This is a genomic window from Salinispora goodfellowii (assembly GCF_059570675.1).
In genome coordinates, this window is sequence record NZ_JCANTD010000005.1 from 136,449 (window position 1) to 161,259 (window position 24,811).

27 protein-coding genes and 1 pseudogene are annotated in these 24,811 nt (G+C 71.4%); 18 read left to right on the plus strand and 10 right to left on the minus strand.

Annotated elements, in window-relative coordinates; translation table 11 throughout:
- The first annotated feature begins 38 nt into the window (after positions 1 to 38).
- The 3 genes from leuC (at position 39) to T398_RS08110 (ending at position 2,953) form a co-directional block, all read left to right on the plus strand.
- Positions 39 to 1,484, plus strand: coding sequence for a 3-isopropylmalate dehydratase large subunit (gene leuC, locus T398_RS08100; protein WP_496445734.1), 1,446 nt, complete (start codon positions 39 to 41; stop codon positions 1,482 to 1,484).
- A 15-nt stretch (positions 1,485 to 1,499) separates the two neighbouring features.
- Positions 1,500 to 2,087, plus strand: a complete 588-nt coding sequence (leuD, locus tag T398_RS08105) for a 3-isopropylmalate dehydratase small subunit (RefSeq protein WP_496445735.1) — start codon at positions 1,500 to 1,502, stop codon at positions 2,085 to 2,087.
- A 173-nt stretch (positions 2,088 to 2,260) separates the two neighbouring features.
- Positions 2,261 to 2,953 carry an HU family DNA-binding protein gene (locus T398_RS08110; protein WP_496445736.1) on the plus strand — a complete coding sequence of 231 codons (693 nt, stop codon included), beginning with the start codon at positions 2,261 to 2,263 and terminating at the stop codon, positions 2,951 to 2,953.
- Between the two features lie 85 nt (positions 2,954 to 3,038).
- Here T398_RS08110 and T398_RS08115 read toward each other — a convergent pair.
- The 4 genes and pseudogenes from T398_RS08115 to cofC form a co-directional block, all read right to left on the minus strand.
- Positions 3,039 to 3,245, minus strand: a pseudogene (locus T398_RS08115) (histidine phosphatase family protein); the annotation flags it as partial.
- 40 nt (positions 3,246 to 3,285) lie between these two features.
- Positions 3,286 to 5,619, minus strand: a complete 2,334-nt coding sequence (locus T398_RS08120) for an RNA degradosome polyphosphate kinase (protein ID WP_496445737.1) — start codon at positions 5,617 to 5,619, stop codon at positions 3,286 to 3,288.
- A gap of 54 nt (positions 5,620 to 5,673) precedes the next feature.
- Positions 5,674 to 5,871, minus strand: a complete 198-nt coding sequence (locus T398_RS08125; RefSeq protein ID WP_018740399.1) for a hypothetical protein — start codon at positions 5,869 to 5,871, stop codon at positions 5,674 to 5,676.
- A gap of 10 nt (positions 5,872 to 5,881) precedes the next feature.
- Positions 5,882 to 6,526, minus strand: coding sequence for a 2-phospho-L-lactate guanylyltransferase (cofC, locus tag T398_RS08130; protein WP_496445738.1), 645 nt, complete (start codon positions 6,524 to 6,526; stop codon positions 5,882 to 5,884).
- Positions 6,527 to 6,662: 136 nt separating this feature from the next.
- Here cofC and T398_RS08135 point away from each other — a divergent pair, with 136 nt between their 5' ends.
- The 4 genes from T398_RS08135 (at position 6,663) to T398_RS08150 (ending at position 10,615) form a co-directional block, all read left to right on the plus strand.
- Entirely contained in the window at positions 6,663 to 7,388 is a 726-nt protein-coding gene (locus T398_RS08135; RefSeq protein WP_496445739.1) for a lysophospholipid acyltransferase family protein, read from the plus strand.
- Positions 7,385 to 8,383, plus strand: coding sequence for an NAD(P)H-dependent glycerol-3-phosphate dehydrogenase (locus T398_RS08140; RefSeq protein ID WP_496445740.1), 999 nt, complete (start codon positions 7,385 to 7,387; stop codon positions 8,381 to 8,383). Before T398_RS08135 ends, T398_RS08140 begins: the two co-directional genes overlap by 4 nt.
- 4 nt (positions 8,384 to 8,387) lie before the next feature.
- Positions 8,388 to 9,503 carry a cystathionine gamma-lyase gene (locus tag T398_RS08145; RefSeq protein WP_496445741.1) on the plus strand — a complete coding sequence of 372 codons (1,116 nt, stop codon included), beginning with the start codon at positions 8,388 to 8,390 and terminating at the stop codon, positions 9,501 to 9,503.
- A 101-nt stretch (positions 9,504 to 9,604) separates the two neighbouring features.
- The gene (locus T398_RS08150) at positions 9,605 to 10,615 is read left to right on the plus strand and encodes an ROK family protein (protein WP_496445820.1); all 1,011 of its coding nucleotides are present in this window, start codon (positions 9,605 to 9,607) and stop codon (positions 10,613 to 10,615) included.
- A gap of 64 nt (positions 10,616 to 10,679) precedes the next feature.
- Here T398_RS08150 and T398_RS08155 read toward each other — a convergent pair whose 3' ends face one another.
- Both T398_RS08155 and T398_RS08160 read right to left on the minus strand, forming a co-directional pair.
- A complete protein-coding gene (locus tag T398_RS08155; RefSeq protein ID WP_496445742.1) occupies positions 10,680 to 10,880 on the minus strand; it encodes a DUF397 domain-containing protein in 201 nt (66 codons plus the stop codon).
- Between the two features lie 4 nt (positions 10,881 to 10,884).
- Positions 10,885 to 11,730 carry a helix-turn-helix domain-containing protein gene (locus T398_RS08160; protein WP_496445743.1) on the minus strand — a complete coding sequence of 282 codons (846 nt, stop codon included), beginning with the start codon at positions 11,728 to 11,730 and terminating at the stop codon, positions 10,885 to 10,887.
- A 229-nt stretch (positions 11,731 to 11,959) separates the two neighbouring features.
- On the opposite strand from T398_RS08160, the gene T398_RS08165 reads away from it, so the two are divergent.
- On the plus strand, positions 11,960 to 12,235 hold the full coding sequence (locus T398_RS08165; protein ID WP_496445744.1) for a hypothetical protein: 276 nt from the start codon (positions 11,960 to 11,962) through the stop codon (positions 12,233 to 12,235).
- A gap of 224 nt (positions 12,236 to 12,459) precedes the next feature.
- Positions 12,460 to 13,566, plus strand: coding sequence for a D-alanine--D-alanine ligase family protein (locus T398_RS08170; protein WP_496445745.1), 1,107 nt, complete (start codon positions 12,460 to 12,462; stop codon positions 13,564 to 13,566).
- A 63-nt stretch (positions 13,567 to 13,629) separates the two neighbouring features.
- Here T398_RS08170 and T398_RS08175 read toward each other — a convergent pair whose 3' ends face one another.
- Together T398_RS08175 and T398_RS08180 are read right to left on the minus strand one after the other, a co-directional pair.
- Entirely contained in the window at positions 13,630 to 14,313 is a 684-nt protein-coding gene (locus tag T398_RS08175) for a DUF3515 domain-containing protein (protein ID WP_496445746.1), read from the minus strand.
- Complete coding sequence (locus T398_RS08180; protein WP_018218919.1) at positions 14,314 to 14,547, minus strand: Lrp/AsnC ligand binding domain-containing protein; 234 nt, start codon at positions 14,545 to 14,547, stop codon at positions 14,314 to 14,316.
- Between the two features lie 96 nt (positions 14,548 to 14,643).
- Here T398_RS08180 and T398_RS08185 point away from each other — a divergent pair, with 96 nt between their 5' ends.
- Entirely contained in the window at positions 14,644 to 15,597 is a 954-nt protein-coding gene (locus tag T398_RS08185) for a thiamine-phosphate kinase (RefSeq protein ID WP_496445747.1), read from the plus strand.
- Positions 15,598 to 15,625: 28 nt separating this feature from the next.
- On the plus strand, positions 15,626 to 16,093 hold the full coding sequence (locus T398_RS08190; protein ID WP_496445748.1) for a GNAT family N-acetyltransferase: 468 nt from the start codon (positions 15,626 to 15,628) through the stop codon (positions 16,091 to 16,093).
- A 149-nt stretch (positions 16,094 to 16,242) separates the two neighbouring features.
- On the opposite strand, the gene rpmB is transcribed toward T398_RS08190, so the two are convergent.
- Positions 16,243 to 16,434, minus strand: coding sequence for a 50S ribosomal protein L28 (gene rpmB / locus T398_RS08195; protein WP_026185040.1), 192 nt, complete (start codon positions 16,432 to 16,434; stop codon positions 16,243 to 16,245).
- 223 nt (positions 16,435 to 16,657) lie between these two features.
- On the opposite strand from rpmB, the gene T398_RS08200 reads away from it, so the two are divergent.
- Both T398_RS08200 and recG read left to right on the plus strand, forming a co-directional pair.
- Positions 16,658 to 18,283 carry a DAK2 domain-containing protein gene (locus T398_RS08200; RefSeq protein WP_496445749.1) on the plus strand — a complete coding sequence of 542 codons (1,626 nt, stop codon included), beginning with the start codon at positions 16,658 to 16,660 and terminating at the stop codon, positions 18,281 to 18,283.
- Positions 18,280 to 20,484: an ATP-dependent DNA helicase RecG gene (gene recG / locus T398_RS08205; RefSeq protein WP_496445750.1), complete on the plus strand. Its 2,205-nt coding sequence runs from the start codon at positions 18,280 to 18,282 to the stop codon at positions 20,482 to 20,484. The genes T398_RS08200 and recG overlap by 4 nt, the downstream gene beginning before the upstream one ends.
- 161 nt (positions 20,485 to 20,645) lie before the next feature.
- On the opposite strand, the gene T398_RS08210 is transcribed toward recG, so the two are convergent.
- On the minus strand, positions 20,646 to 21,806 hold the full coding sequence (locus T398_RS08210; RefSeq protein ID WP_496445751.1) for a cell wall anchor protein: 1,161 nt from the start codon (positions 21,804 to 21,806) through the stop codon (positions 20,646 to 20,648).
- 336 nt (positions 21,807 to 22,142) lie between these two features.
- Between T398_RS08210 and rsmD the strand changes: the two genes are divergently transcribed.
- The 5 genes from rsmD (at position 22,143) to rpmF (ending at position 24,791) form a co-directional block, all read left to right on the plus strand.
- The gene (gene rsmD / locus T398_RS08215; protein ID WP_496445752.1) at positions 22,143 to 22,706 is read left to right on the plus strand and encodes a 16S rRNA (guanine(966)-N(2))-methyltransferase RsmD; all 564 of its coding nucleotides are present in this window, start codon (positions 22,143 to 22,145) and stop codon (positions 22,704 to 22,706) included.
- A complete protein-coding gene (gene coaD / locus T398_RS08220; RefSeq protein WP_496445753.1) occupies positions 22,703 to 23,191 on the plus strand; it encodes a pantetheine-phosphate adenylyltransferase in 489 nt (162 codons plus the stop codon). The genes rsmD and coaD overlap by 4 nt, the downstream gene beginning before the upstream one ends.
- A 214-nt stretch (positions 23,192 to 23,405) precedes the next feature.
- Positions 23,406 to 23,903, plus strand: coding sequence for an SPFH domain-containing protein (locus tag T398_RS08225; RefSeq protein ID WP_018725936.1), 498 nt, complete (start codon positions 23,406 to 23,408; stop codon positions 23,901 to 23,903).
- A gap of 145 nt (positions 23,904 to 24,048) precedes the next feature.
- Positions 24,049 to 24,612, plus strand: a complete 564-nt coding sequence (locus tag T398_RS08230; RefSeq protein ID WP_180198167.1) for a YceD family protein — start codon at positions 24,049 to 24,051, stop codon at positions 24,610 to 24,612.
- 5 nt (positions 24,613 to 24,617) lie between these two features.
- Positions 24,618 to 24,791, plus strand: coding sequence for a 50S ribosomal protein L32 (gene rpmF / locus T398_RS08235; RefSeq protein ID WP_012181392.1), 174 nt, complete (start codon positions 24,618 to 24,620; stop codon positions 24,789 to 24,791).
- Positions 24,792 to 24,811: the final 20 nt, after the last annotated feature.

A 24,811-nucleotide genomic window follows, 5' to 3' on the forward strand; every position in this document is an offset into this window, starting at 1 on the left:
CAAGCCGAAACATACCTCCCAGAATTTAGGATGTCCAGATGGTGGGAGTCACTCCTGAGCCGAGGACCCTGGCCGAGAAGGTCTGGGCCTCGCACGTCGTCCGATCCGCCGAGGGCGAGCCCGACCTGCTCTTTATCGACCTGCACCTGCTCCACGAGGTGACCAGCCCGCAAGCCTTCGACGGGCTGCGCCTCGCCGGTCGCCGGGTCCGCCGCACCGATCTGACGATCGCGACCGAGGATCACAACACCCCCACCGGGTACGCGGACCCCTCGCACCAGTCCCGCCGCGGCGACCTGTTGACAATCACCGATCCCACCTCTCGAACGCAGCTCGAGACGCTGCGCCGCAACTGCGCCGAGTTCGGGGTGCGGCTGCATCCGTTGGGCGACCGGAACCAGGGAATCGTCCACGTCATCGGCCCGCAGTTGGGCCTGACCCAACCCGGGATGACGATCGTCTGCGGCGACTCGCACACCGCCACCCATGGTGCCTTCGGTGCGCTGGCCTTCGGAATCGGTACCAGTGAGGTCGAGCACGTGCTCGCCACCCAGACGCTGCCGCAGGCCCGACCGAAGACGATGGCGGTGAACGTCGTCGGTGACCTCGCGCCGGGTGTTACCGCGAAGGACCTGGTGCTCGCGCTGATCGCCCAGGTCGGTACCGGTGGTGGCCGTGGCCATGTGGTGGAGTACCGAGGCGAGGCGATCCGGAAGCTGTCCATGGAAGGGCGGATGACCGTCGCCAACATGTCCATCGAGTGGGGCGCCAAGGCGGGGCTGATCGCCCCGGACGAGACCACGTTCGACTACCTCCACGGGCGGCCGAACGCCCCCTCCGACGCCGACTGGGAGGCGGCGGTCGCGTACTGGCGGACGCTACCCACCGACGCGGGTGCGACGTTCGACTCCGAGGTGACCCTGGACGCGAGCCGGGTCACGCCGTTCGTGACCTGGGGCACCAACCCGGGGCAGGGCGCGTCGCTGGACGCGCGGGTGCCAAACCCGGAGGAGTTCGCCACCGAGCCGGAGCGGGCCGCCGCCCGTCGGGCGCTGGAGTACATGGACCTCGCCGCCGGCACCCCGCTGCGGGACCTCACCGTTGACGTGGTCTTCGTCGGCTCCTGCACGAATGGCCGGATTGAGGACCTGCGGGCGGCTGCCGACGTGTTGCGCGGGCGCCGGGTGGCCCCAGGCGTGCGGATGCTCGTCGTGCCGGGCTCCGCCGCGGTGCGGGAGAGCGCCGAGGCGGAGGGGCTGGACAAGGTCTTCGCCGAAGCCGGCGCTGAGTGGCGCTTCGCGGGCTGCTCGATGTGTCTGGGGATGAACCCGGACACGCTCCGGCCGGGCCAGCGCGCCGCCTCGACCTCGAACCGTAACTTCGAGGGCCGCCAGGGCCGGGGTGGGCGTACCCACCTGGTCTCCCCGCCGGTCGCCGCGGCCACCGCGGTGGCGGGCCGGCTGGCGGCCGCCGCCGATCTGTAGCAAGGGACACCGCTGATGGAGAAGTTCACCATCCACACCGGCACCGCCGTGCCACTACGCCATTCGAATGTGGATACCGACCAGATCATTCCGGCCGTGCACCTGAAGCGAGTAACGCGAACAGGTTTCGCGGATGCCTTGTTCAGTGCCTGGCGGGAGGAGCGGGCGTTCGTCCTTAACAATGAATCATATTCTGGTGCCTCGATTCTTGTTGCTGGTCCCGAGTTTGGCACCGGCTCGTCCCGAGAGCATGCCGTCTGGGCCTTGCGGGACTGGGGCTTCCGGGTCGTGCTGGCCCCGCGCTTTGGTGACATCTTCCGGGGCAACGCGCTCAAGGGCGGGCTGCTGCCGGTCGAGTTGGAATTGGAAGTGGTCGAAGAGATCTGGGATCGCGTCGAGGCCGATCCGAGCACGCCGATCACCGTCGACCTCGCCGCCCGTCGGGTCCAGGTTGCGGATGCGACCTGGGCGTTCCCGCTGGACGAGTTCAGCCGCTGGCGGCTGATGGAGGGCATGGACGACATTGGACTCACGCTTCGGCACGAACCCCTGATCGGTGCCTTCGAGGCGTCTCGGCGGCCGTTCCTACCGACCATCACATAGCCGCCTGCCCCGCCCCGCGAGGGAAAGTCGCCCCCACCGGCGTCGCTGGTGGGGGCGAATCTGTTGCGACACAAGGCTCTTTTTCTGTCGAATGTTTGTGTAGCGCCAGCACAGGGCATAACGTGCGCGCAGAATGGCTCGCGTCGAGTCAGTTGCACAATCGGGAGGAAGTCGTGAACAAGGCCGAGCTTATCGAGACGCTCGCCGTTCGCCTGGGGGACCGGAAGACGGCGACGGCCGCGCTCGACGCGGTCCTCACTGAGGTCCAGGCGGCGGTTACCAAGGGTGAGAAGGTATCGATCACCGGCTTCGGAGCGTTCGAGAAGCGTGTCCGGGGCGCCCGAACAGCGCGCAACCCACGGACCGGCGAGGCGGTGAAGGTCAAGAAGACCTCCGTCCCGACGTTCCGCCCGGGTACCGGGTTCAAGGAGATGGTGGCCAGCGGCAAGGTGCCGAAGGCCACAGCGGCGAAGAAGACCACCGCCGCCAAGGCGGCCGGGGCCAGGACCACTGGCGCCGCGGCCAAGAAGACCACCGCGGCGAAGGCGACGAAGACCACCGCTGCCAAGAAGACGACTGCCGCGAAGGCCACCGCGGCGAAAAAGACCGCGGCGGCCAAGGCCACTCCGGCGAAGCGCGCCAGCGCGGCCAAGGCCACCCCGGCGAAGAAGACCGCGGCGACGAAGACCGCCGCGGCCAAGGCCACTCCGGCGAAGCGCGCCACGGCGACGAGGACCACCGTGGCGCGGAAGGCCGCGACGAAGAAGGCGGCGCCCGCCACGAAGTCCACGGCGGCCCGGAAGAGCGCGGCGGCCACGAAGGCCACCGCGCGGAAGGCGCCGGCGAAGCGGGCGACCACGCGCTGAGCCGGCACCATCGGGGGCGTCCACCAACACGGTGGGCGCCCCCGATGCGCTACAAGGGGTCGGCGGCGAGGAGAGAGTCGCGCCGGCGAAGGCGAGCAGCCAACGCGCACTCGTCCTGGCTCTGGCCCGCCCGCGGCTCGTCCAGGTCTTCGGCTACCTCAACGGGCAGGTCGAGCAGGTTCGCCACCGGGCTGAGGGTCTGGGCGCAGCGCCGGGCCGACGCGGCGAGCAGGCGTACCGGCGCCACCACAGCCACCAGCGGCGCCAGCCGTCGGGCCTGGGCCCAGCCGGCACCGAGCCCGCCGGCCGCTCGGAGCCCGCTCGCCATCTGGCTAGCGTAGGGCCGTGCTGCCAACTCGGCGTAACAGCAACTCCTGCAGGTGCGCCCGGGGGTCGTCCCCGGTGCCCACGCGCCGGTGCCAGCTGCCCTCCGCGTCCAGCTCGAACGCCTCCACGTCGGGGCTGAACGCGGCGCTCAGCACGTGATCCAGCTCAGCCCGGGCCACCGGGTCATTGACCCGTATCAGGGCTTCGACCCGCCGGTCCAGGTTGCGGTGCATCAGATCGGCCGAGCCCATCCAGAACTCGGCGTCGCCGTCGTTGCCGAACCGGAAGACCCGCGAATGCTCCAGGAACCGGCCGAGGACCGAGCGGACCCGGATGTTCTCCGACAGGCCCGGGACACCGGGGCGGAGCGTGCACATGCCCCGAATCAGCAGGTCCACGTGGACGCCAGCCTGGGAGGCCCGGTAGAGCGCGTCGGTTATCTCCTCGTCGACCAGCGAGTTCACCTTGAACTGGACCAGCCCCGACTGGCCGAGCCGAACGTTGGTGACCTCCCGCTCGATCCGCTCGATCAGGCCGCTCCGGATTCCCTGCGGCGCCACCAGCAGCTGCCGGTACGTCGTCTGCCGGCTGTAGCCGGTTAGCACGTTGAACAGGTCGGTCAGGTCGGCACCGACCTCCGGGTCGGCGGTGAGTAGGCCGAAGTCCTCGTAGAGCCGGGCGGTCTTGGGATGGTAGTTGCCGGTGCCGATATGGCAGTAGCGGCGGATCTGGTTGCCCTCCTGCCGGACCACCAGTGCCGTCTTGCAGTGCGTCTTGAGGCCCACCAGGCCGTAGACGACGTGGCACCCGGCGCGCTCGAGCGTCCGCGCCCAGCCGATGTTGGCGATCTCGTCGAACCGGGCCTTCAACTCGACCAGCACCACCACCTGCTTGCCGGCCTCCGCCGCGTCCACCAGGGCGTCCACGATGGGGGAGTCGCCGCTGGTGCGGTAGAGGGTCTGCTTGATGGCCAGCACGTTCGGATCGGCGGCGGCCTGCTCGACGAAGCGCTGCACGCTGGTGGCGAAGGAGCGGTACGGATGGTGTACCAGCACGTCACCATCGCGCAGGGTGGCGAAGACACTGCGCGGCACCTCGCCCTCGGCGAGCCGCGGGTGGGTGGCCGGCACGAACGGCGGATCCTTCAGGTCCGGCCGATCCGCCTCGCCGTAGAGCTGCCACAGCGCCGACAGGTCGAGCAGACCGTTGACCCGCTGGACATCCTGGGTATCCATGTCCAGTTCGCGGACGAGGAGTTCCAGCATGTGTTCGGAGATCGAGGCGGCCACCTCCAGGCGTACCGACGGGCCGAACCGACGCCGGGCGAGCTCCCGTTCGAGGGCCTGCAACAGGTCTTCGTCCCGGTCCTCGTCAACCTCCACCTCGGCGTTGCGGGTCACCCGGAACAGGTGGCACTCCACCACCTGCATCCCGGAGAAGAGCTGGCCCAGGTGCACCGAGATCAGATCCTCCACCGGCAGCACCTGGACGCCCGGCTGGTCGCGGTGGACGCGGACGAACCGGGGTACGTTGTTGGGCACCTTGACCCGCGCGAACAGCTCCGGTCCGCCGTCCGGGGCGCAGACGGAGACCGCCAGGTTGAGGGAACGCCCGGAGATGTACGGGAACGGGTGGGCCGGGTCAACCGCGAGCGGGGTGAGTACGGGAAAGATGTGCTCACCGAAGTAGGTGCGCAATCGGGTCTGCTCGGCGTCGGACAGCTCACCCCAGCGGAGGATGTGCAGGCCGGTGGCGGCCAGCTTCGGCAGGAGGTCGTCGACGAAGCAGGCCGCCTGTCGGGAAACCAGGGTGGCGGTCTTCTCCGCGATCAGCTCGAGCTGGGTGCGCAGCGGCATCCGGTCGCCACCGCGGACCGGCAGCCCCGCGGAGAGCCGTCGCTTCAGGCCGGCGACCCGCACCATGTAGAACTCGTCGAGGTTGCTGGCGAAGATGGCGAGAAACTTCGCCCGTTCCAGCAGCGGGGTGCGCGGGTCCTCGGCGAGCGCGAGGACCCGCGCGTTGAAGTCCAGCCAGGAAAGCTCGCGGTTGAGGAACCGGTCGTCCGGCAGCGGTTGCGCGGCGGGCGCTTCGACGGGCAGCGCCGGCTGGTCCGGCACCGGGTCGAGTACCTCCTCCAGACCGGCTGCGCCGTCGGCCGGTCCGGTGCCCGCCGGCTCGGCCGGTCCGGCGCTGGTCGGCTCGGCCGGGTAGTCGGCGGTGTCGGTGCCCCGGGCGGACAGGAAGCGGCCGTTGGCCCCGCGGGGGCGGGAGCCGTCGCGGGATGGAACCGCCGGTCGGCCGGCGACGGAGTCAGCGGGGTGCTCGCCAGGGGTGCTCACCCGCCCATCTTGACCTGAGCCCGGTTAACGCCAAATGAACTTGGTCGGGGTTGCTCAGCTCATCGTCGGCAACGTCACGCGAATCACCGTTCCCGCCCCGTCGGTCTCCACCCGCAGCCGTTGGCCGAGGCGGAGCAGCCGCAGGCCGGAGGCGTCGAAGGCCGGCGCCGGAAACGCCAGCTCGGTGCCGTCGTCGAGGAGGAGCACGCCGCTGCGGGTCGTCGCGTCATAGGTGGCCACCGTGCCCTGCATGACCGGCACGCTACACGGGCCGGCCGGCGGTGGGGGCGGCCGCGCCGCACAGCGACGCGGTGCGCGCCCCCAGCCCGAGCCGGGTGGCCGCGGCCAGGTCGACGGCGGTGTCGACATCCCGACGCAGGGTCGGCCCGGCGCCGAGCAGGGGAAGCGCACCACTGGCCGCGTGCGCGGCCGCGGAGCCGGCCCCGAAGCGGGGATCCAGCGGCACGCCGGGCGGCGCGGTCAGCAGCACGGTGCCGGTGCCGGTGGCGTCGGGTACGTACCGGCGGGTCGTGGGGCCGGACCGCGCCGCCGACAGGGCGGCCGCCAACTCGACCGGGCGTAGCGCGGGCAGGTCCGCGGTGAGGCCCGCGATCCAGCCGGCCCCGGCGACTGCCGCGCCGTACCGGAAGGCGGGGTTGAGCCCGGCGGTGGGGTGGTCGGGCACCACCCGGGCGCCGGCCGCCCCGGCCGCCGCCGTCACCGCCGGATCGTCCGTCACCACCACCACCCCGGCGACCACCGGACAGGCCCGTACCGCCTCGATCGTGTCGACCGCCAAGGCCAGCGCCAACGCCTCGTGGGGCTGGCCGGGCAGCGCGCCGCGGAGCCGGCTCTTCGCCGCGTCCAGCCGCTTCACCGGCACCACTACGGTCCACACCTGGGTCACCCCGCCATCCTGCCAGCCCGGTGCCGGTACCCTCACTGGCCGGACCCGGGGCGAGCAGGCATGATTTCACCTCGCGGGCGTTGCACCAGGTGGGGTGTACCGGCGGGCCGGACGGTGGCGGTAGAAGGAGGCGTGGGTGGCGCGGCGCAGGAGCGGGTTCTGGCCACGGTTCGCTGTGGTGCTGGTCAAATCCGTGATGACGATCTGGACGCGGCGGAGTTGGCGCGGCATGGAACACCTCCGCCGCCCCGGCGGGATGATCCTCGTGCCGAACCACATCTCGCACGCCGACCCGCTGGTCGCCGCGCACTTCATCTACGACTCTGGACGTTGGCCGCGGTTCCTCGGCAAGGCCAGCTTGTTCCGAATTCCGCTGGTCGGCGGGATCTTGCGCCGCTGCTGGCAGATCCCGGTCGAGCGCGGCACCACGGCCGCGGTGCAGTCGTTGGACCGCCTGGTCGAGGTGGTGAACAGCGGCGGTGCGGTGGTGATCTACCCGGAGGGGACCACGACCCGGGAACCCGAGCTGTGGCCGATGAAGGCCAAGACCGGAGCGGCGCGGCTCGCCCTGGCCACTGGCGCCCCGGTCATTCCGGTGGCGATGTGGGGGGCCGAGCGGATGTTCGACCCCCGGACCTCCCGGCTGAACCCGCGTCCCCGAATTCCGGTGACCGTCGTCGCCGGGCCCCCGGTCGACCTGGACCGGTGGGCCGGCGTCCCTCCGACGAAGGCGGTGCTTGAGGAGATGACCGAGGTCATCATGCTGCGTCTGCGCGATCTGCTGGCCGAGGTCCGGCAGGCCGACCCGCCGCCGCTCTGGGAACGCCCCCGCCGCCCCGAACGCCCGGGAGCGGCGACATGAGCGGGCACGTCGCCGTGTTGGGGGCCGGGTCCTGGGGGACCGCCTTCGCCAAGATCCTCGGTGACGCGGGCCGGGAGGTCACCCTCTGGGCCCGGCGACCCTCGGTCGTGGCGGCGCTGCGGGCCGAGCGGAGTAACCCGGAGTACCTGCCCGGTCTGGTCCTGCCGGAGCGGGTGACGGCCACCGGTGACGCCGGGGAGGCGATCACGGGTGCTGAGCTGGTGGTGCTGGCGGTCCCGTCGCAGACGCTGCGCGGCAATCTCGCCGAGTGGCTCCCGTACCTGCACGGCGACGCCACGCTGGTCTCCCTGATGAAGGGGATCGAACTCGGCACCACCAAGCGGATGAGCGAGGTGGTCATGGAGACGGCCCGCGTCCCCGCCGACCGGGTGGTCGTGGTCTCCGGGCCGAACCTGGCGCCCGAGATCGTCGCCGAGCAGCCCGCCGCCACCGTGGTCGCCTGCCCCGACGTGGACCGGGCCACCCTCGTGCAGCGGTCGATCACCACCCCGTACTTCCGCCCGTACACCAACGACGACGTGATCGGCTGCGAGCTGGGGGGCGCGGTCAAGAACGTCATCGCCCTCGCGTACGGGATCGCCACCGCGATGGGCTTCGGCCACAACACCCGGGCGATGCTGGTCACCCGTGGGCTGGCCGAGACCGCCCGGCTCGGGGTGGCGCTCGGCGCCGACCCGCTCACCTTCGCCGGCCTCGCCGGCATGGGTGATCTGGTGGCGTCCTGCTCCTCCCCGTCGGCCCGCAACCGCACCTTCGGCGAGCACCTCGGCCGGGGGGCAACCCTGGAGGAGGCGCGGATCGCCACCCGGCAGACCGCCGAGGGGGTCAAGAGCGCGCTGGCCATCCGGGATCTGGCCCGGGCACACGAGATCGAGATGCCGATCACCGAGCAGGTCGAGCTGGTCTGCCACGAGGGCGGGGACCCGCGACGTGCGGTCGCGGCGCTGATGAGCCGTACGACGAAGCCGGAGTGAGACGGTGCCGGGAGACAACGACGGAACCCGCTGTGTCCGTGCCGGGCTGCCGGAGCCGGTGCCCGGGGATCCGTTCCTGCCCGGCCCGGTCTTTGCCGCGCCGTACCACCTCGATCCGGGGGCCGGGCCGGCGGGCGCGCCGAACGGCTACGGTCGGACGGACAATCCGACCCGGCGGCGGCTGGAGGCGGCGATCGGTGAGCTGGAGGGGGGCGACTGCCGGGTCTTCGCCAGCGGCCAGGCGGCGATCACCGGGCTGCTGCTGAGTGTGTTGCGTCCCGGCGACACGGTGCTGCTCCCCGCCGACGGCTACTTCTCGGTGCGGGCGTTCGCCACCGAGACCCTGGCCGGCATCGGGGTACGGGTGCTCCTCGCGCCGACCGCCGGGCCGTATCCGGAGCTCACCGGCGTACGTCTGGTGTTGGTGGAGTCCCCGGCCAACCCGGGCCTGGACGTCGTCGACCTGCCCGCGTTGGCGGTGCGGGCACGGGCGGCGGGGGCCCTGTTGGTGGTGGACAACACCACCGCCACCCCGCTCGGGCTGCGTCCGTTGGAACTCGGCGCCGACCTGGTGGTGGCCTCGGGCACGAAGGCGCTCACCGGCCACTCGGACCTGCTGCTCGGGTATGTTGGCACCCGGTCGGCCGAGTTACTCGCGGCGGTGACCCGGTGGCGGGACCACACCGGGGCGGTCCCGGGCGCCTTCGACGCCTGGCTGGCACACCGATCCCTGGCCACCCTCGACCTGCGGCTGGGCCGGCAGACCGCGAACGCCGCGGCCCTCGCCGCGTTGCTGGCGGAGCAACCGGGAGTGACCGGGCTGCGCTGGCCGGGCCGACCGGAGGACCCGGCCTACCCGGTGGCCGTGGCGCAGCTGCGCCGGATGCCGGGGGTGCTCTCGTTTGATCTCGGGGACGCCGACCGGGTCGCCCGCTTCGTCGCCGCGGCTCGGCTGGTGGCGGCGGCCACCTCGTTCGGCGGGCTACACACCACGGCCGACCGGCGGGCCCAGTGGGGGGACGACACCCCGGCCGGCTTCGTCCGGCTCTCCTGCGGCGTCGAGGACACCGCCGACCTGGTCGCCGACGTGGCGGCCGCGCTGCGGGCCGTCGACGGCTGACCCGCCGCCGGTTCCCCATGGCGGGTCGCTGGTGTGGGAACTAGCCTCACGTCATCGTCTCCGGAGTGGGAGGGCAGAACGTGGGCAGCGCGGCAACGCCGGTGGTCGTTGGCTTGGACAACGGCGGCACCAGCAACAACGCCACCGTTCTGACGGTGGATGGACGCTTCCTTGTGGACGGGTTGCTGGAGAGCCCGAGCGAGGTCCAGGCCGGTCCGCAGGCGGCGATCGAGGCTCTCGCGGACGCCTTTGCCGGGGCATTGGCGTCGGCCGGGGTAGCTCGGGATCTGGTCCAGGCAGTGGGGCTGGACACCCCCGGTCCGGCCAGCGCCGCCGGGGTGATCTCCTCGCGTGGCTCGACCAACTTCTCCCCGCCACAGTGGCGGGGTTACGACGTGCGGGGTGCACTTGAGCGGCGGCTCGGCCTGCCGGTGGTGTATCTCAACGACGGCAATGCCGCCGCCCTCTACGCGCACCACTCGTATTTTGGTGCGGATGCGGCGCGTCGCTCGTCGGTCTCCGTGGTGGTCGGTACCGGGCTCGGTGGTGGGCTGGTCGACGGCGGGCGGGTGATCGCCGGTGCGGCCGGCATGGCGGGTGAGTTGGGGCACGTGCAGCTACCGCTGGCCGGCCTGCTTGGCCCCGGTCAGCCGGATCCGGTCTGCGGCTGCGGGTTCGTCGGGGACGCGGAGAGCGTCGTGTCGCTGACCGGGATCGCCCGTAACCTGCTGCCGTACTGGCTGACCCGATTCCCCGGGCATCCGCTTACCGCGCAGCCGCCGGCGCGGGCCGCGAAGCTGGTCCGTGGGCTTGGCGAGCGGGGCGACCCACTGGCCCGGGAGATCTTCACCCAGCAGGCGACGGCGATCGGCCGGCTGTTCACCCTCGTGGCGAATCTGGCCGACCCGCACGCCTACTTCGTTGGCGGGGGCGTGGTGGAGGCGGCCCCAGAGTTTCGCGACTGGTTCCTCGCCACTGTCCGCGAGCACACCGTGCTGCGGAAGGAGCAGGCGGCGGTGGCGACATTTGCGCTGGTGCCGGAGCGGGACATGGCCGGGGCCCGGGGGGTGGCCCTCGCGGCGCTGCGGGCGTCGTCGGCACCGGGGCGGTGACCGGGGCGGCCGGAGGGCTACCGGTGGTCGGGCGACGGTGGGACCAGTACCGCCGCCCGACCGGTCACCGGCGTGGTGGCGCGGCGGTGAAGGTCGTCCAGGCTGCGGGGGTGAAGAGCAGCGCCGGGCCGTTGCGGTCCTTCGAGTCGCGCACGCCCACCACCTGCGGCAGCGTCGCGATCTCGACGCACGCTCCCTCGTCTCCGCTGTGGCTGCTGGTGCGCCAGTGGGCCCGGGTCAGCTCTGAGCCGATCGTCGGGGTCATGGTCCTACCGTCCCTCCACGAGGTGCCGAAGCTGGTCCCGGCTGTCTGCCGGGCTGAGGGCCACGCTCCGCAGGTGCTCCATGATCTTGGTGCAGGTGCGGAGGTCGCCCGGGCGGTCGAGGACCATCTGGCCGGCGACCGTCTCCACCGAGGCGATGACGGGGTCTTCGGGGTCCGCGAACTCCAGGATGTGCAGTGAGCCGCGGGTGCCGCGGTGATAGCCGGCGGTCAGTGGGATCACCTGGACGGTGACGTTGGGCAGCTCGCTCGCCTTCAGCAGGTGGCTCAGCTGCGCCGCCATCACCGTCCGGTCGCCGACTGGCCGGAGTAGGGCGCCTTCGTCGATGATGGCGTCGAGGATCGGCGGGTGCGGTGCGGTGAGTCGCTGCTGCCGGTCGAGCCGAAGCTGGACCCGCTGCTCGACCTCGTCGTCAGTCAGGGTGTGCGGACCGCCCCGCATCACGCCACGGATGTAGTCGGCGGTCTGGAGTAGGCCGGGTACCACGGAGGGCTCGAAGTTGGCGATCCCGGTGGCCTCGGCCTCCAGCGCGATGAAGTCGATGGTGCGCCGGTCGAGAAGGTACGAGTAGGAGACCCACCAACCGGGCTTACGTGCGTCCTTGGCGAGCTGTGCCGCTGCCGCGATTTCGTCTGGCGCGACACCGTAGAGGGTCAGAAGCGCCCGGACGACCGCCGGGCTCACCAGCGTCTGTGCGTTCTCGTAGCGGGACAGGGTGCTGCGGGTGCTGCTGATTTCGTCCGCTGCGGACTCCAGGGTGAGGCCGGCGGCCTCCCGGTGCATCCGCAGGGCGATGCCCAGCCGGCGGGCGCGGGCGGTTTTCGGGGCCATGTATCGATCCTTGCACATCTTTGGGAGGCGGTAAATGAGAGAACGTGGGTGAGAGTTGCATTCACGGCTGTCGCGGTGTCACTCTGTTGTTAGGTCCTCGCTGGCGGTTGTCGTGGCGACGGTGGTGGCGAGCGACTCGGAGGGATGAGGCGCGCGGTGGTCGGGTTCCCTCCCCCGGACCCGATTGCCGCGTGCTGCCCCGATGGCTCGCCGTCCGGAGGGACTCGACATGCGAACTGCCCGGTTGCCCCGACAGCGCCGTGGCGCCACCGAGCCCGGTCAGGTGGCGCTGACCCGATTCCTGGTGGTGCTCACCGATGTGCGCTCCCAGGACTGCGACCGGGACGAGCGGGCCAGCCCGGAGCGGCGCCGCCAGGTGGTGGGTGCGAGTAGCCGCGAGGCGGCCGAGCGCATCGCGGGAGCGTTCATGGCGCTGGGCATGGTGCGGGCGGGTCGGCAGCGGGTCAAGCTGATTGCGATCGGCCGGCGGCGTACTCGCGGGTAGTCGACGGCCCATCCGGCTGCCGGAACCAATCGGGTCGCCTACTTCCTGCCCAGCTAAACCGATACATCCCCAAAATCCGGTTACCCACCGTATTGTGGGGCGGCTGGTTGCCAAGCCCTCGCGCTCTCAACGGGGTATCGCCCGCCGACGTTCACCACGCACAGTAAGGTCACCAAGGTGAGCGCCCCGGCAGATGCGACGAGCCGACGAAGAGGTGAGGGCCAGTGACCACCCCAGGCAAGACCCGTGTGGCGGTCGTGTTCGGCGGGCGCAGCCCGGAGCACGGCATTTCCTGTGTCAGCGCCGGCAGCGTGCTGGCGGCGCTTGACCCCGACGAATACGAGGTCGTGCCGGTGGGGATCAGCCGCGCCGGCCAGTGGGTCTTGACCGGAGGCGATCCGGGCCAGTTCGCGATCAGTGCCCGGCGGTTGCCGGAGATCACCGCGGAGTCCGGGGACGCCATCATGCTCAACGCTGACCCGAGTAACAGTGGGCTGCTGGTACTCGAAGCGACCGCGGGGCCCCGGGCTCTCGCCGACGTGGACGTGGTGTTTCCGGTCCTGCACGGCGCCTACGGGGAGGACGGCAGCATCCAGGGGATGCTGGAGATGGCCGGCATCCCGTACGTCGGGGCGAACGTCTTCGCCTCCGCCGCCGCCATGGACAAGGAGTTCACCAAGAAGCTCTGCGCCGCCGAGGGCATTCCGGTCGGCCCGTACGCGGTGCTGCGCAGCGGCATGACCTTGACCGAGCGGGACAAGCAGCGCCTCGGCCTGCCGGTCTTCGTCAAGCCCTCCCGAGCCGGCTCATCCTTCGGGATCACCAAGATCAGCGACTGGGCGGAGTTGGACGACGCGGTCGCCACCGCCCGGGAGATCGATTCCAAGGTCCTCGTCGAGGGTGCGATCGTCGGCCGTGAGATCGAATGTGGGGTGTTGGAGGGCGAGGCCGGTGGGACGCCGGAAGCCTCCGTGCTCGCCGAGATCCGGGTGGTTGGGGAGCACGACTTCTACGACTTCGAGGCGAAGTACATCGACGCCGAACTCGCCTCGGAGTACGACATCCCCGCCGACCTGCCGGAGCGGGTGACCCGCCAGGTCCAGGAGTACGCGGTCCGCGCCTTTACCGCGCTCGACTGCGCCGGGCTGGCTCGGGCTGACTTCTTCATCACCCCCGAGCTGGATGTCTACCTCAACGAGGTCAACACGATGCCCGGCTTCACCCCGTCGTCGATGTTCCCGCGGATGTGGGCGGCCGCCGGCCTGGAGTACCCGAAGCTGATCAGCCGCCTCATCCGGACCGCCCTGCACCGCGGGGCCGGGCTGCGCTGAGCCGCCTCGCCGCCGGAGGCCGGCCCGGCAGGTCCGGTCGCGGCGGCGGCCCGGCGGCGGGGTCTACGCGGGGCGGCAGCCCGCCGGGGCGTCCGCAACGGAGGGGACCGTAGCGGTGATCGTCTCCGAGATGGGGGAGACCCATTGCAGCGGCTGGTCGTAACCGTCGGGCACCCGGACCGTGACCGTCGTCTCCCGGTCGACGGTGCTCAGCACGGTGCTGCCCGCCGCCTCGCTGCCGTACCAGCAGACCCGGTTGACCAACCAGAGCTTGTCGGTGTCGGCGAAGGCCGGCGCTGCGCCGCCGCAGGCCACGGTGAGGGCTGGGTCACCGTACGCGGCGTTCTGCTCGGGGCCGGCGGTGACCGGACGCTGCGGCAGCTCCCGGATCGTCGGCGGAAGCTGGGAGAGCAGGGCGCGGCAGACGGTGGCGGGGCGCTCGGCCAGATCCGGAGCGGCCATCTCCACCGGGGCGGTGGCGAGCGGCCCGGGGGCCGTCGCCGACGCACCCGGCTCGGATTCCGGCTGATCCGAGGCGAACTGGTTGAACGCCAGGACGCCGGCCAGCACAGTGGCCGGGAGCGCGACCGCCGTCGCGATCAGGGCCGCGGCGCGGTTGGAGCGTTCCCGGCCGCCCCCCGGAGACCCGCCGGTGGCCGTCGGGCGGGCGGCGGTGTCGTCCCCGAGGGTGGGTGCGGCGTCGGGGGCGGTGGTGGTGGTTTCGGAGGAGTCGGGCAGCCTGCTCACTTAGAGACGCACCACCGAACAGGTGAGGGTGCGGGTGATTCCCGGCACCATCTGCACCTTGCTGACGATGAGGTCGCCGAGCTCGTCCACGGTCGGTGCTTCGCAGAGCAGCACCACGTCGTAGGGCCCGGTGACGGCGTCGACGCGGACAACCCCGGTAATCTTCGCGATCTGACCGGCCACGTCACGCGCTTGGCCGACCTCTGTCTGGATGAGTATGTACGCCTGTACCACGTTCGACCTCCCTCCGTCGCCGCCGGATGAGCGGCCTGAAGGGAGAAAATACCCTACCGACCAGGCCGGATTCCGATCGGCGGAGAAGGAGAAGCGGTGAGCGAACGCGGCAACGGCGTCGTGGGGCTGGGTGAGTTCGGTCTGATCGACCGGGTTACCGCTCGGTTGTCCTACGGACCGACCGTCCTGCTCGGCCCCGGGGACGACGCGGCGGTGGTGGCCGCCGCGGACGCCCGGGTTGTCGCCTCCACCGATGTGCTGGTGGAGGGGCGGCATTTTCGCCGGGACTGGTCCGGAGCGCAGGACATCGGCCACCGGGCAGCTGCGGCGAACCTCGCCGACATCGCGGCGATGGGTGCGCGACCGACCGCCCTGCTGGTCGCCCTCTGCATGCCACCGGAGCTGTCGCCCGGGTGGGCGGAGGAACTGGCCGACGGCCTGGCCGCGGAGGCTGCCGTCGTGGGGGCCAGCGTGGTGGGCGGGGACATGTCGGCGAGTCCCACCCTGACCATCGCGGTGACCGCACTCGGTGATCTCGGTGGCCGGGCGCCGGTGACCCGGGCCGGGGCCCAGCCCGGTGATGTCCTGGCGCTCGCCGGCCGGACCGGGTACGCGGCAGCCGGTCTCACCGTCCTGTCCCGAGGCTTCCGGACCCCGCGGCTGCTGGTCGAGGCGTACCGACGACCCGAGGTGCCGTACCCGGCCGGACCGGCGGCGGCCGTCGCCGGGGCGACCGCGATGATCGATCTTTCGGATGGGCTCCTCGCCGACCTGGGGCATGTGGCCCAGGCGAGCGGGGTGGCGGTGGACGTGCGGCGGGACGCCTTCGCGGTGCCCCGGCAGATGCGCGACGCGGCCCAGGCGCTCGGCGTCGATCCGTACACCTGGCTGTTGACCGGCGGGGACGATCACGCCCTCGCGGCGACCTTCCCCCCGACGGCGGTGTTGCCGGCGGGTTGGCAGCCGATCGGTGCGGTCACCGCTGGCTCCGGGGTGACCGTTGACCAGCGGCAGTGGGAGGGCTCCGCCGGCTGGGACCACTTCCGGTAGGCGCACCCGACGGTCGTACCCTGCACTGGTGCAGAACCTGCAGATTCACCTAACCCGATTCGACTCGCCGGCGGCACAGCGGCTGATCAAGGCGGCCCTCGCCGACCTGGGCGTGCGATACGGCGGCAGCGGGGACGAGACCCCGGTGGACGCGGCCGAGTTCGAGCCGCCCGCCGGGACCTTCCTCGTCGCCGAGCTCGACGGCGAGTCCGTGGCCTGCGGCGGCTGGCGCAGCCACGACGGGTCGGTCGAGACAGCCGAGCTGAAGCGGATGTACGTGGCACCGCACGTCCGGGGGCTGGGCGTGGCCCGAGTCATCCTGGCGGCGGTGGAACAGTCCGCGCGCGAGCAGGGCCGGCGGCGGATCATCCTGGAGTGCGGCGATCGGCAACCCGAGGCGCTCAAGCTGTACCGTTCATCCGGCTACGGGCGGATCCCGAACTTTGGCTTCTACAAGGATGCCCCGGGCTGCGTCTCGTTCGGCCGGGCCCTCTGAATCCGCGCTCCGTTCGGCGGGTGTCCCGCTCCGGGGCCGCTCGGCGGGTGTCCCGCCCCCGGGTCCGCTCGGCCGGCGCCCGGCCCGGTAACGCAAAACCGGCGGACCCCTGACGGGTCCGCCGGTGCGGTCTGGCTGGGATTACCGCGTCAGGCGCGGGTGACCTTGCCAGCCTTGATGCAGGACGTGCAGGCCTTCAGCTTCTTGGTGGTGCCACCACCGGCCGGGGTGCGCACCGACTGGATGTTCGGGTTCCAGCGGCGGTTGGTCCGCCGGTGCGAGTGGGACACGTTGTGGCCGAAGCCCGGCCCCTTACCACAGACGTCGCACACGCTAGCCACGGGATACTCCTGGGATTGATCCGTTCATGAGGTCGTCACCAGGCGCTGCCCGGGCAACCTGGTCAGGTTACCCGATGCCTGCTCGCGATGCCCAACCCCCCTCCACCTCGCCCCGGTGCGCACCACCCCGGCCCGGCGCGGACTCGTTCGGCGGTGCGTGGACACGCCCGGCGCACGCCGCCGGGCCAGACGCGGGTCAGAGCGCGCCAGTAGGCTACTCACCGTGCTGGACACCCTCGATGCCGCCGCGGTCCGCCGTTGGTGCGCGGGTGGGCTGGTCGCGTTGAAGCGCCACCAGGGCGAGATCGACCACCTCAATGTCTACCCGGTGCCCGACGGTGATACCGGCACCAACCTGGTCCTCACCCTCACCTCGGCGCAGCAGGCGTTGGCGATGGAGCTGGACAAGCTGCCCGACGACGGGCCCACCCCGCACGGGCAGGCGCTCCGGCTGATGGCCCGGGGTGCGCTGCTCGGCGCCCGGGGCAACTCGGGAGTGATCCTGGCGCAGATCCTGCGCGGCTTCGCGGACGCGCTGGCCGCGGTCCCGGTGGTGCGGGGCCGGGCGCTGGCCGCCGCCCTGCGCGCCGCCGCCACCGCCGCCTACGCCGCCGTCGCCGCTCCGGTCGAGGGGACGCTGCTCAGCGTGGCCGCCGCCGCGGCGCGCGCCGCCGAGCGGGCCGGCCGGGACGAGTTGTGCACCGTGGTCCGGGCCGCGGCCGACGAGGCCGCCCAAGCCCTCGGCCGCACGCCCCAGCAGCTGCCGGCCCTGGCCCGCGCCCGTGTGGTTGACGCCGGTGGGCGGGGCCTCTGCCTGCTACTCGACGCCCTGGTCGAGGTGGTCACCGGGGAGCGTCCGGCGCGTCCGGAGTTCACCGGCCGTTCGCCCCACCCGCCGGCCGACGATTCCCGCGAGTGCAACGGGTCAACGTACGCCTACGAGGTGCAGTACCTGCTCGACGCCGAACCGGCGGCGGTGGCCCGGCTGCGCGAGGAACTCGGCGCTCTGGGCGACTCGCTGGCGGTCGTCGGCGATGGCGCGGTCTCCGGCGGCACCTGGAACGTGCACGTGCACGTGGACGATGTCGGCGCGGCAATCGAGGCGGGAGTGGTCGCTGGTCGTCCGCACCGGATTGTGGTGACCCGCTTCGCCGATCTGCCCCGGCCGCCCGCGTCGCCGGGGCCCGAGCCGGCGCCGGACCGCCGGGCGGCGGTGGTGGTGGCCACCGGGGTTGGCATCGTCGAACTCTGCACCGCGGCGGAGGCAACGGTGCTGGAGGGTGTCTTCTCCACCGATGAGCTGTTGACCGCCGTCCGCGCCACTGGTGCGGCCCACGTCGTGGTGCTGCCCAACGACCCGGGCACCCGGGCGATGGCGAACGACGTGGCCCGAGCGGCGTACGAACTCGGCGTCAGGGTCAGCGTGGTCCCGACCCGGTCGCCGGTGCAGGTGCTCGCCGCGCTCGCCGTCCGGGATCCGGGTCGGCGCTTCGAGGACGACGTGATCGCGATGGCCGAGGCCGCCGGTGCCTGCCGGTACGCGGAGGTCTGCTACGCCAGCCGGGCGGCCCTGACCGTCGCCGGTCCCTGCCGGCCGGGGGACGTGCTCGCCCTGGTTGACGGCGAGGTACACCTCATCGGGGCGGACCTGCTCGACACCTGCACCGCCGTGGTCGACCGGATGCTCGGCGGCGGTGGCGAGCTGGTGACCCTGCTGGTTGGGGCGGACGCCCCCGCCGGCCTGACCGAGGCGGTCCGCGAGCACGTGGTCCGCTCCTGGCCGTTCGTCGAGGTGCAGGTGTGCCTGGGCGGGCAGCCGCACCACCCGCTCCTGGTGGGGGTCGAATGACCTCCGACCAGGCCACAGTCGACACTCCGTTGGGCAAGCTGGTCGGGGCGAAGACGGCGAAGGCGCTCGCCACCCACCTCGACCTGCACACCGCGGGTGACCTGCTCTATCACGTCCCCCGCCGGTACGACGAGCGCGGTGAGCACACCGACATTCGGTCCCTGGATGTCGGTGAGCAGGTCACCGTCCTGGCCCAGGTGCAGCGCACCGCCGTGCGTCCGATGCGCCAGCGCCGCGGAAATCTGCTGGAGGTGACGGTCGGTGACGGTTCGGGGGGCGCGCTGACCCTGACCTTCTTCGGCAACCAGGTCTGGCGCGAGCGGGACCTACGCCCCGGCCGGTGGGGGCTGTTCGCCGGCAAGGTCACCGAGTTTCGGGGCCGCCGGCAGCTCAACGGCCCGGAGTACGTGCTCCTCGGCGACGGTGCTGAGGGTGAGGTGGCGGCCAGCGAGGAGGTCGAGGAGTTCGCGGGTGCGTTGATCCCGGTCTACCCGGCCGCCGCGGCGGTGCCGACGTGGGTGATCGCCCGGTGCGTGCGGGTTGTACTGGACACTGTCGACCCACCGGCGGATCCGGTACCGGCTACCGTGCGGAGCGTTCGTAACCTGGTCGGCCTCGGCGCCGCCCTGCGCGAGGTGCACCGGCCGGTCAGTAAGGAGGCGCTCTACCGGGCCCGCCGCCGGCTCAAGTGGGACGAGGCCTTCGCGGTGCAGCTCACCCTGGTGCGACGCAAGCGGCAGGCCGCCGACCGTCCAGCCCGACCACGACCCGGAGTGGACGGTGGCCTGCGGGACGCCTTCGACGCCCGCCTGCCGTACCAGCTGACGGTCGGCCAGCGGGAGGTCGGCACCGAGATCGCCACCGACCTGGCCACCGACCACCCGATGCACCGGCTGCTCCAGGGCGAGGTCGGTTCCGGCAAGACGGTGGTCGCGCTGCGCGCGATGCTGCAGGTGGTGGACGCCGGTGGGCAGGCCGCCCTGCTGGCCCCGACCGAGGTGCTCGCCGCCCAGCACTACCGCGGCATCCTCGACCTGCTCGGGGCGCTGGGGCGGGCGGGCGAGCTGGACGCCGCCGAGCACGCCACCCGGGTGGAGCTGGTCACCGGGTCGCTGGGTGCCGCGGCTCGTCGCCGGGCACTCGGCGAGGTGCGGAGCGGCGCCGCCGGCATCGTGCTGGGCACGCACGCCCTGCTGTACGAGGGCGTCGACTTCGCCGACCTCGGGCTGGTGGTGGTGGACGAGCAGCACCGCTTCGGCGTCGAGCAGCGGGACGCGCTGCGGGCGAAGGCGGAGCAGCCACCACACGTACTGGTCATGACGGCCACCCCGATTCCCCGTACGGTGGCCATGACCGTCTACGGAGACCTGGAGGTCTCCACCCTGTCGCAGTTGCCGCGGGGGCGCTCGCCGATCGCCTCGCACGTGGTTCCGGCCGCGGAGAAGCCGGCTTTCCTGGACCGGGCGTGGCGCCGGCTGCGGGAGGAGGTCACCGCCGGCCACCAGGCGTACGTGGTCTGCCCGCGCATCGGCGACGGCCCCACCGCCGACGAGGAGGCGGCGCCGGAGGACGATGACACCGCGCGTCGGCCGCCGCTCGCGGTGACGGAGGTGGCGCCGCTGCTCGCCGAGGGGCCGCTGCACGGGCTGCGGCTCGGGGTGCTGCACGGTCGGCTGCCAGCGGAGGAGAAGGACGCGGTGATGCGTTCCTTCGCCGCTGGTGATCTCGACGTGCTGGTGGCCACCACCGTGGTCGAGGTCGGAGTGGACGTGCCGAACGCCACCGTGATGATCGTGCTGGACGCCGACCGGTTCGGGGTGTCCCAGCTCCATCAGCTGCGCGGTCGGGTCGGCCGTGGCTCCGCGGCGGGGCTCTGTCTGCTGGTGACCGAGGCGCTGGAGGGCAGTCCGGCGCGGGAGCGGTTGGACGCGGTGGGGTCGACAACGGATGGTTTCAAGCTCGCTGAGCTCGATCTGGAGCAGCGCCGCGAGGGCGATGTGCTCGGCGCCACCCAGTCCGGTCGCCGCTCGCAGCTGCGGCTGCTGTCGCTGCTGCGGGACGCGGATCTGATCCGCGACGCCCGGACCGAGGCGATCAATTTGGTCGAGGAGGATCCGGAGCTGGTGCGCCATCCGGCGTTGGCGGCGTCGGTGGCGGCCCTGGTGGACGCGGACCGCGCCGAGTACCTGGAGAAGGGTTAGCCGCGCCGGGGGCGACGGCGACCAGAGCGGGATTGGCCGGCATGGCCGGTCCGGCGGGATCGGGTCCGGCTCGGCAAGCCCGGGCGGTATCGGTCCGGACAACGGCGAAGGGCGGGCCGACCACCTGGTCGGCCCGCCCTCAGCGGTCAGTAACCCTCAGCTCAGGCGGTGAACCGGAGCTTGCGACGACGGGCCATGACGAACAGGCCGCCACCGATGGCCAGCAGCACGGCGGCGCCGGCGGCGATGCCGCCCGCCGCGGCACCGGTCACTGGCAGGCCCGGGTCGCCGCCGCCCGCACCGGGGGTGCAGTCCTCGGGCTTCTCCCAGGCGATCGGCTCGGGGTTCTCGATGCCCTCGCCGCTCGGCGTGACGGTCAGGCCCTCCTCGGCCGGGAAGGACACGGTGCCGCTCATGCCCGGCTCGACGGTCAGCGTCTGCGGCTCACCCTTGTTCGGGGTGAAGGTCGCGGTGACGGTCTTGCCGTCCTCGGGGTTGTCGATCTCGAAGATCAGCTCGTCGCAGGTGGACTTGAAGGCGCCGGTCGGCTCGCCCGGCTTGACGCAGTCGTCGGCCGGCTCCGGCGTACCTTCGAAGAGCGGCTCGTCGACACCCTTGGCGGTCACCTTGATGGTGGTCGCCTGCTCCGCCGGAACCTCCACCGAGGCGCTCTCGCCGGGCTGGACCTTCACCTTCTCGACGAAGTCGTCGCCGCCCTCGACGGTGAACTTCGCCGGAGCGGTCGCGTCGGCGGCATTGTTGAGCGTGACGTGGACGACGCCCTCGCAGTCAGCCTGGATGCTCGCCGACGGGTTGGCGACCGTTGCAGCCGGTGGCTCGGGGTTCGTCGGAGTCGGAGTCGGCTTCGGCGCCTCGCAGGTGCCGCAGAACTTGACCTTGGCCGTGCGCACCCGGTCCTCGACGAAACCGTTGTCCCATTCGGCCCGGACGGCCAGCGACGCCATGGTGACGTCGCTGTCCACCCGCAGGGTGGCGGTTAGTGCATCCTTGACCGAGTGCGGGTACGTGTCACCGTCGGTGACGTTGATTTCGGGGATGGTGACCTCGGTGGCCTTCCCCCCGACGTAGGTCTTGGCAACGACCTCGACCAGCTTGTAGTGCTTGACGTCCCTGGGGGCGTAGGCCTTGATGGACCAGTTGACCTCCCACTCGCCGGTGGCAGCGTCGCACTTGGCCTTACCCGTGACTTCGCTGTGGTGGGCGCTGGCGGGGGTGGCGAAGATCGCTACCCCGGTGAGGCCGAGCAGGGTGCCAGCGGCTATGGCACTGGCACGCCGGAATAGGGCATGGAGACGGTTCACGTCTGCTCCTGAATGAGGGATCGGACGACGTGCCGGGCGGACGGGAGATAGCGGCGACGTTGGCGTGGACCGCGGGCTCACGGCGCTCGCCTGGGCACAGGCTGCGCTCGCCAGAGCGGGCGCACGAATGGTGACTGTACTGGTTTTTGATCAATCTCGGGGGTTGAGATGAGAGGCCTCGCATGATGTTGTTGATTCGTGATCATTGATTGGCGGAGGGTTGTCAAATGATGACTGTCCGATGTGTGCGGATGAGTGGACGGCGGCCCGGTTTGGACCGGACGCGCTCGGCTGGGCACAGGTGACGTAGCGTCGCAGCATGACCAGGAGCAGGCGTTGACACGCATCGTGGCGGGCGCGCTCGGTGGACGCCGCCTCGCCACCCCGCCCGGCGCCGGCACGCGGCCCACCTCTGATCGGGTCCGGGAGGCGCTGTTCAGCGCCGTTGCGGCGGCCGTCGACCTGGAGGGGGCCCGGTTCGCCGACCTCTACGCCGGGTCCGGGGCGGTGGGGCTGGAGGCGCTCTCCCGGGGCGCCGCGCACGTGCTTTTGGTGGAGTCGAACCCGCGGGCCGCCCGGACGATCCGGGAGAACATGGCCGCCCTCCGGGCCGGTGCGGCTGCCCGCCTGGTCACCGGGAAGGTCGCCACCGTGCTCGCCGCCGGCCCCGAAGGGGGCCCGTATGACGTGATCTTCGCCGACCCGCCCTACCCGGTGTCGGACGAGGAGGTCTCGGCCATGCTCGCCGCGCTCGCCGGGAACGGGTGGTTGGCGCCCGACGCCCTCGTCGTGGTGGAGCGGTCGAGCCGCAGCGGCCCGGTCGACTGGGTGCCAGGTGTCACCGGTGAGCGCAGCCGCCGGTACGGGGAAACCATTCTTTGGTACGGTCGCCGATCATGAGGCGTGCGGTCTGTCCCGGCTCGTTCGACCCGGTCACCAACGGTCATCTCGACATCATCGGCCGAGCCAGTCGGCTCTTCGATGAAGTGATCGTCGGAGTGCTGATCAACCAGTCGAAGACCGGTCTGTTCACCGTTGACGAGCGCATCGACATGCTCCGCGAGGTGATCTCGTCGTACGACAACGTTCGGGTGGAGTCGTTCCGTGGCCTGTTGGTGGACTTCTGTCACGCCCAGCGGGCCAGCGTTCTGATCAAAGGGCTCCGGGCGGTCAGTGACTTCGACTACGAGTTGCAGATGGCCCAGATGAACATCGGCCTGGCCGGCGTCGAGACGCTCTTCATGCCGACCAACCCGCTCTACTCGTTCCTCTCCTCGAGCCTGATCAAGGATGTCGCGAAGTGGGGTGGTGACATCTCCGCCCACGTGCCGGAGGTGGTCCGCGAAGCCCTGCTGGCCCGCCTCGACCCGCCATCGCGTCTCTGACCCACAGCCGGTGTCTCGGTTTCGTCGTTGCTGTCTCGGTTCCTGGGCCGGTGTCTCGTTCCGGTCCGCCACCGTCGACGACCCCTCCCGGCGACGCGCCGGTAGGGGGCATGATGCGCCGGTGGACGGCACAGCGCATCATGTGTGGGGCGCCGAATCCGGGTTCAACCCGCATCATTGAGATCGGCCGACGAACAACAGGAGTGAGGTACCAGTGGACCCGCTCGATCGAATCGACGAACTGATCACCATGGTGGAGCAGGCCCGCTCCGTGCCCATGTCCCGCAACAACTGCATGTTCGACCGGGGCGAGATGGTCGCTGTCCTCGACGAACTGCGTGCCGAGTTGCCCGCGGACCTGCGTCGGGCCGCCGCGTTGCTCGATGAGCGAGACAAGATCATGGAGGCCGGGAAGCGGGAGGCCGACCGGATCATCGCGGAGGGGGAGACGGAGCACGCCCGACTCGTGTCGGTGAACGAGATCACCGTCTCGGCCGAGCACGAGGGGGCGCGGATCGTCGCCGAGGCGCGGGCCGAGGCGCAGCGGCTCCGGGACGAGGTGGACGACTACGTCGACACCGCGCTCGCCAACTTCGAGCAGTTCCTTACCCGAGCCCTCGCCTCGATCGAGCGGGGTCGGGACAAGATGCACGCACTCCGGGAGATCGGTACGTTCAGCGGAGAAGAGGCCGAGCGGCCATTGAACTTCTAGGGCCGGCGGCCAGGACCGCGGGTTGAGCCGTGCCGAACGGGCACGGTGTGCCGCTGCCGTGGGGTGGAAACGCCCCCGGTTCGACTCTGCGGCGACCACCCAGGTAATCTCGGGTGTCGGCCCTCCTACCGGCCGGAGTCTAACTATGCCCAAGCACACGTCTGCACCACTCGACCCCAGGTCGCCGCTGGTCCTCGACACGAGGGACCTGCCGCGTCGACCTGGCGCGTTGCGTACGGTCCGGCGGGTGGCGGCGGCACCGGCGGACCTCGGCGTGGAGTTGATCGGCGTGCCGGCGGGTGCTGATCTCGACCTCGACCTGAGGTTGGAGTCGGTATCCGAGGGGGTGCTCGTCTCCGGGACCATCAGTGTTCCCATCAAGGGCGAGTGCAGCCGCTGCCTGCGCGAGATCGACGACGTCGTGGCCGTCCCGGTCCAGGAGCTGTACGCGTACGAGAACAGCACCACGGACATGACGGCCGGCGAGGACGAGGTGGGCCGGATGCAGGGCGATCTGATCGACCTGGAGCCGGTGCTGCGGGACGCGGTGGTGTTGACGCTGCCGACCAACCCGCTCTGCCGGGAGGACTGCCCAGGCCTCTGCCCCGACTGCGGGGTGGGCTGGGCCGAGCTGCCGGCCGATCACAGCCACCAGCAGGTCGACCCGCGTTGGGCGGCCCTGTCGCAACTGACCCGTAAAGAGGAGTAAGAACCGTGGCCGTCCCCAAGCGCAAGATGTCGCGCAGCAACACCCGGTCCCGTCGGGCGCAGTGGAAGACCGCGGCGGTTGCGACCGTGGCCTGCCCGCAGTGCAAGTCCGCCAAGCTGCCGCACGCCGCCTGCTCCGTCTGCGGCACCTACAACGGCCGCCAGGTCCTTGAGGTCTGACCTGGACGACGAGTGACGCC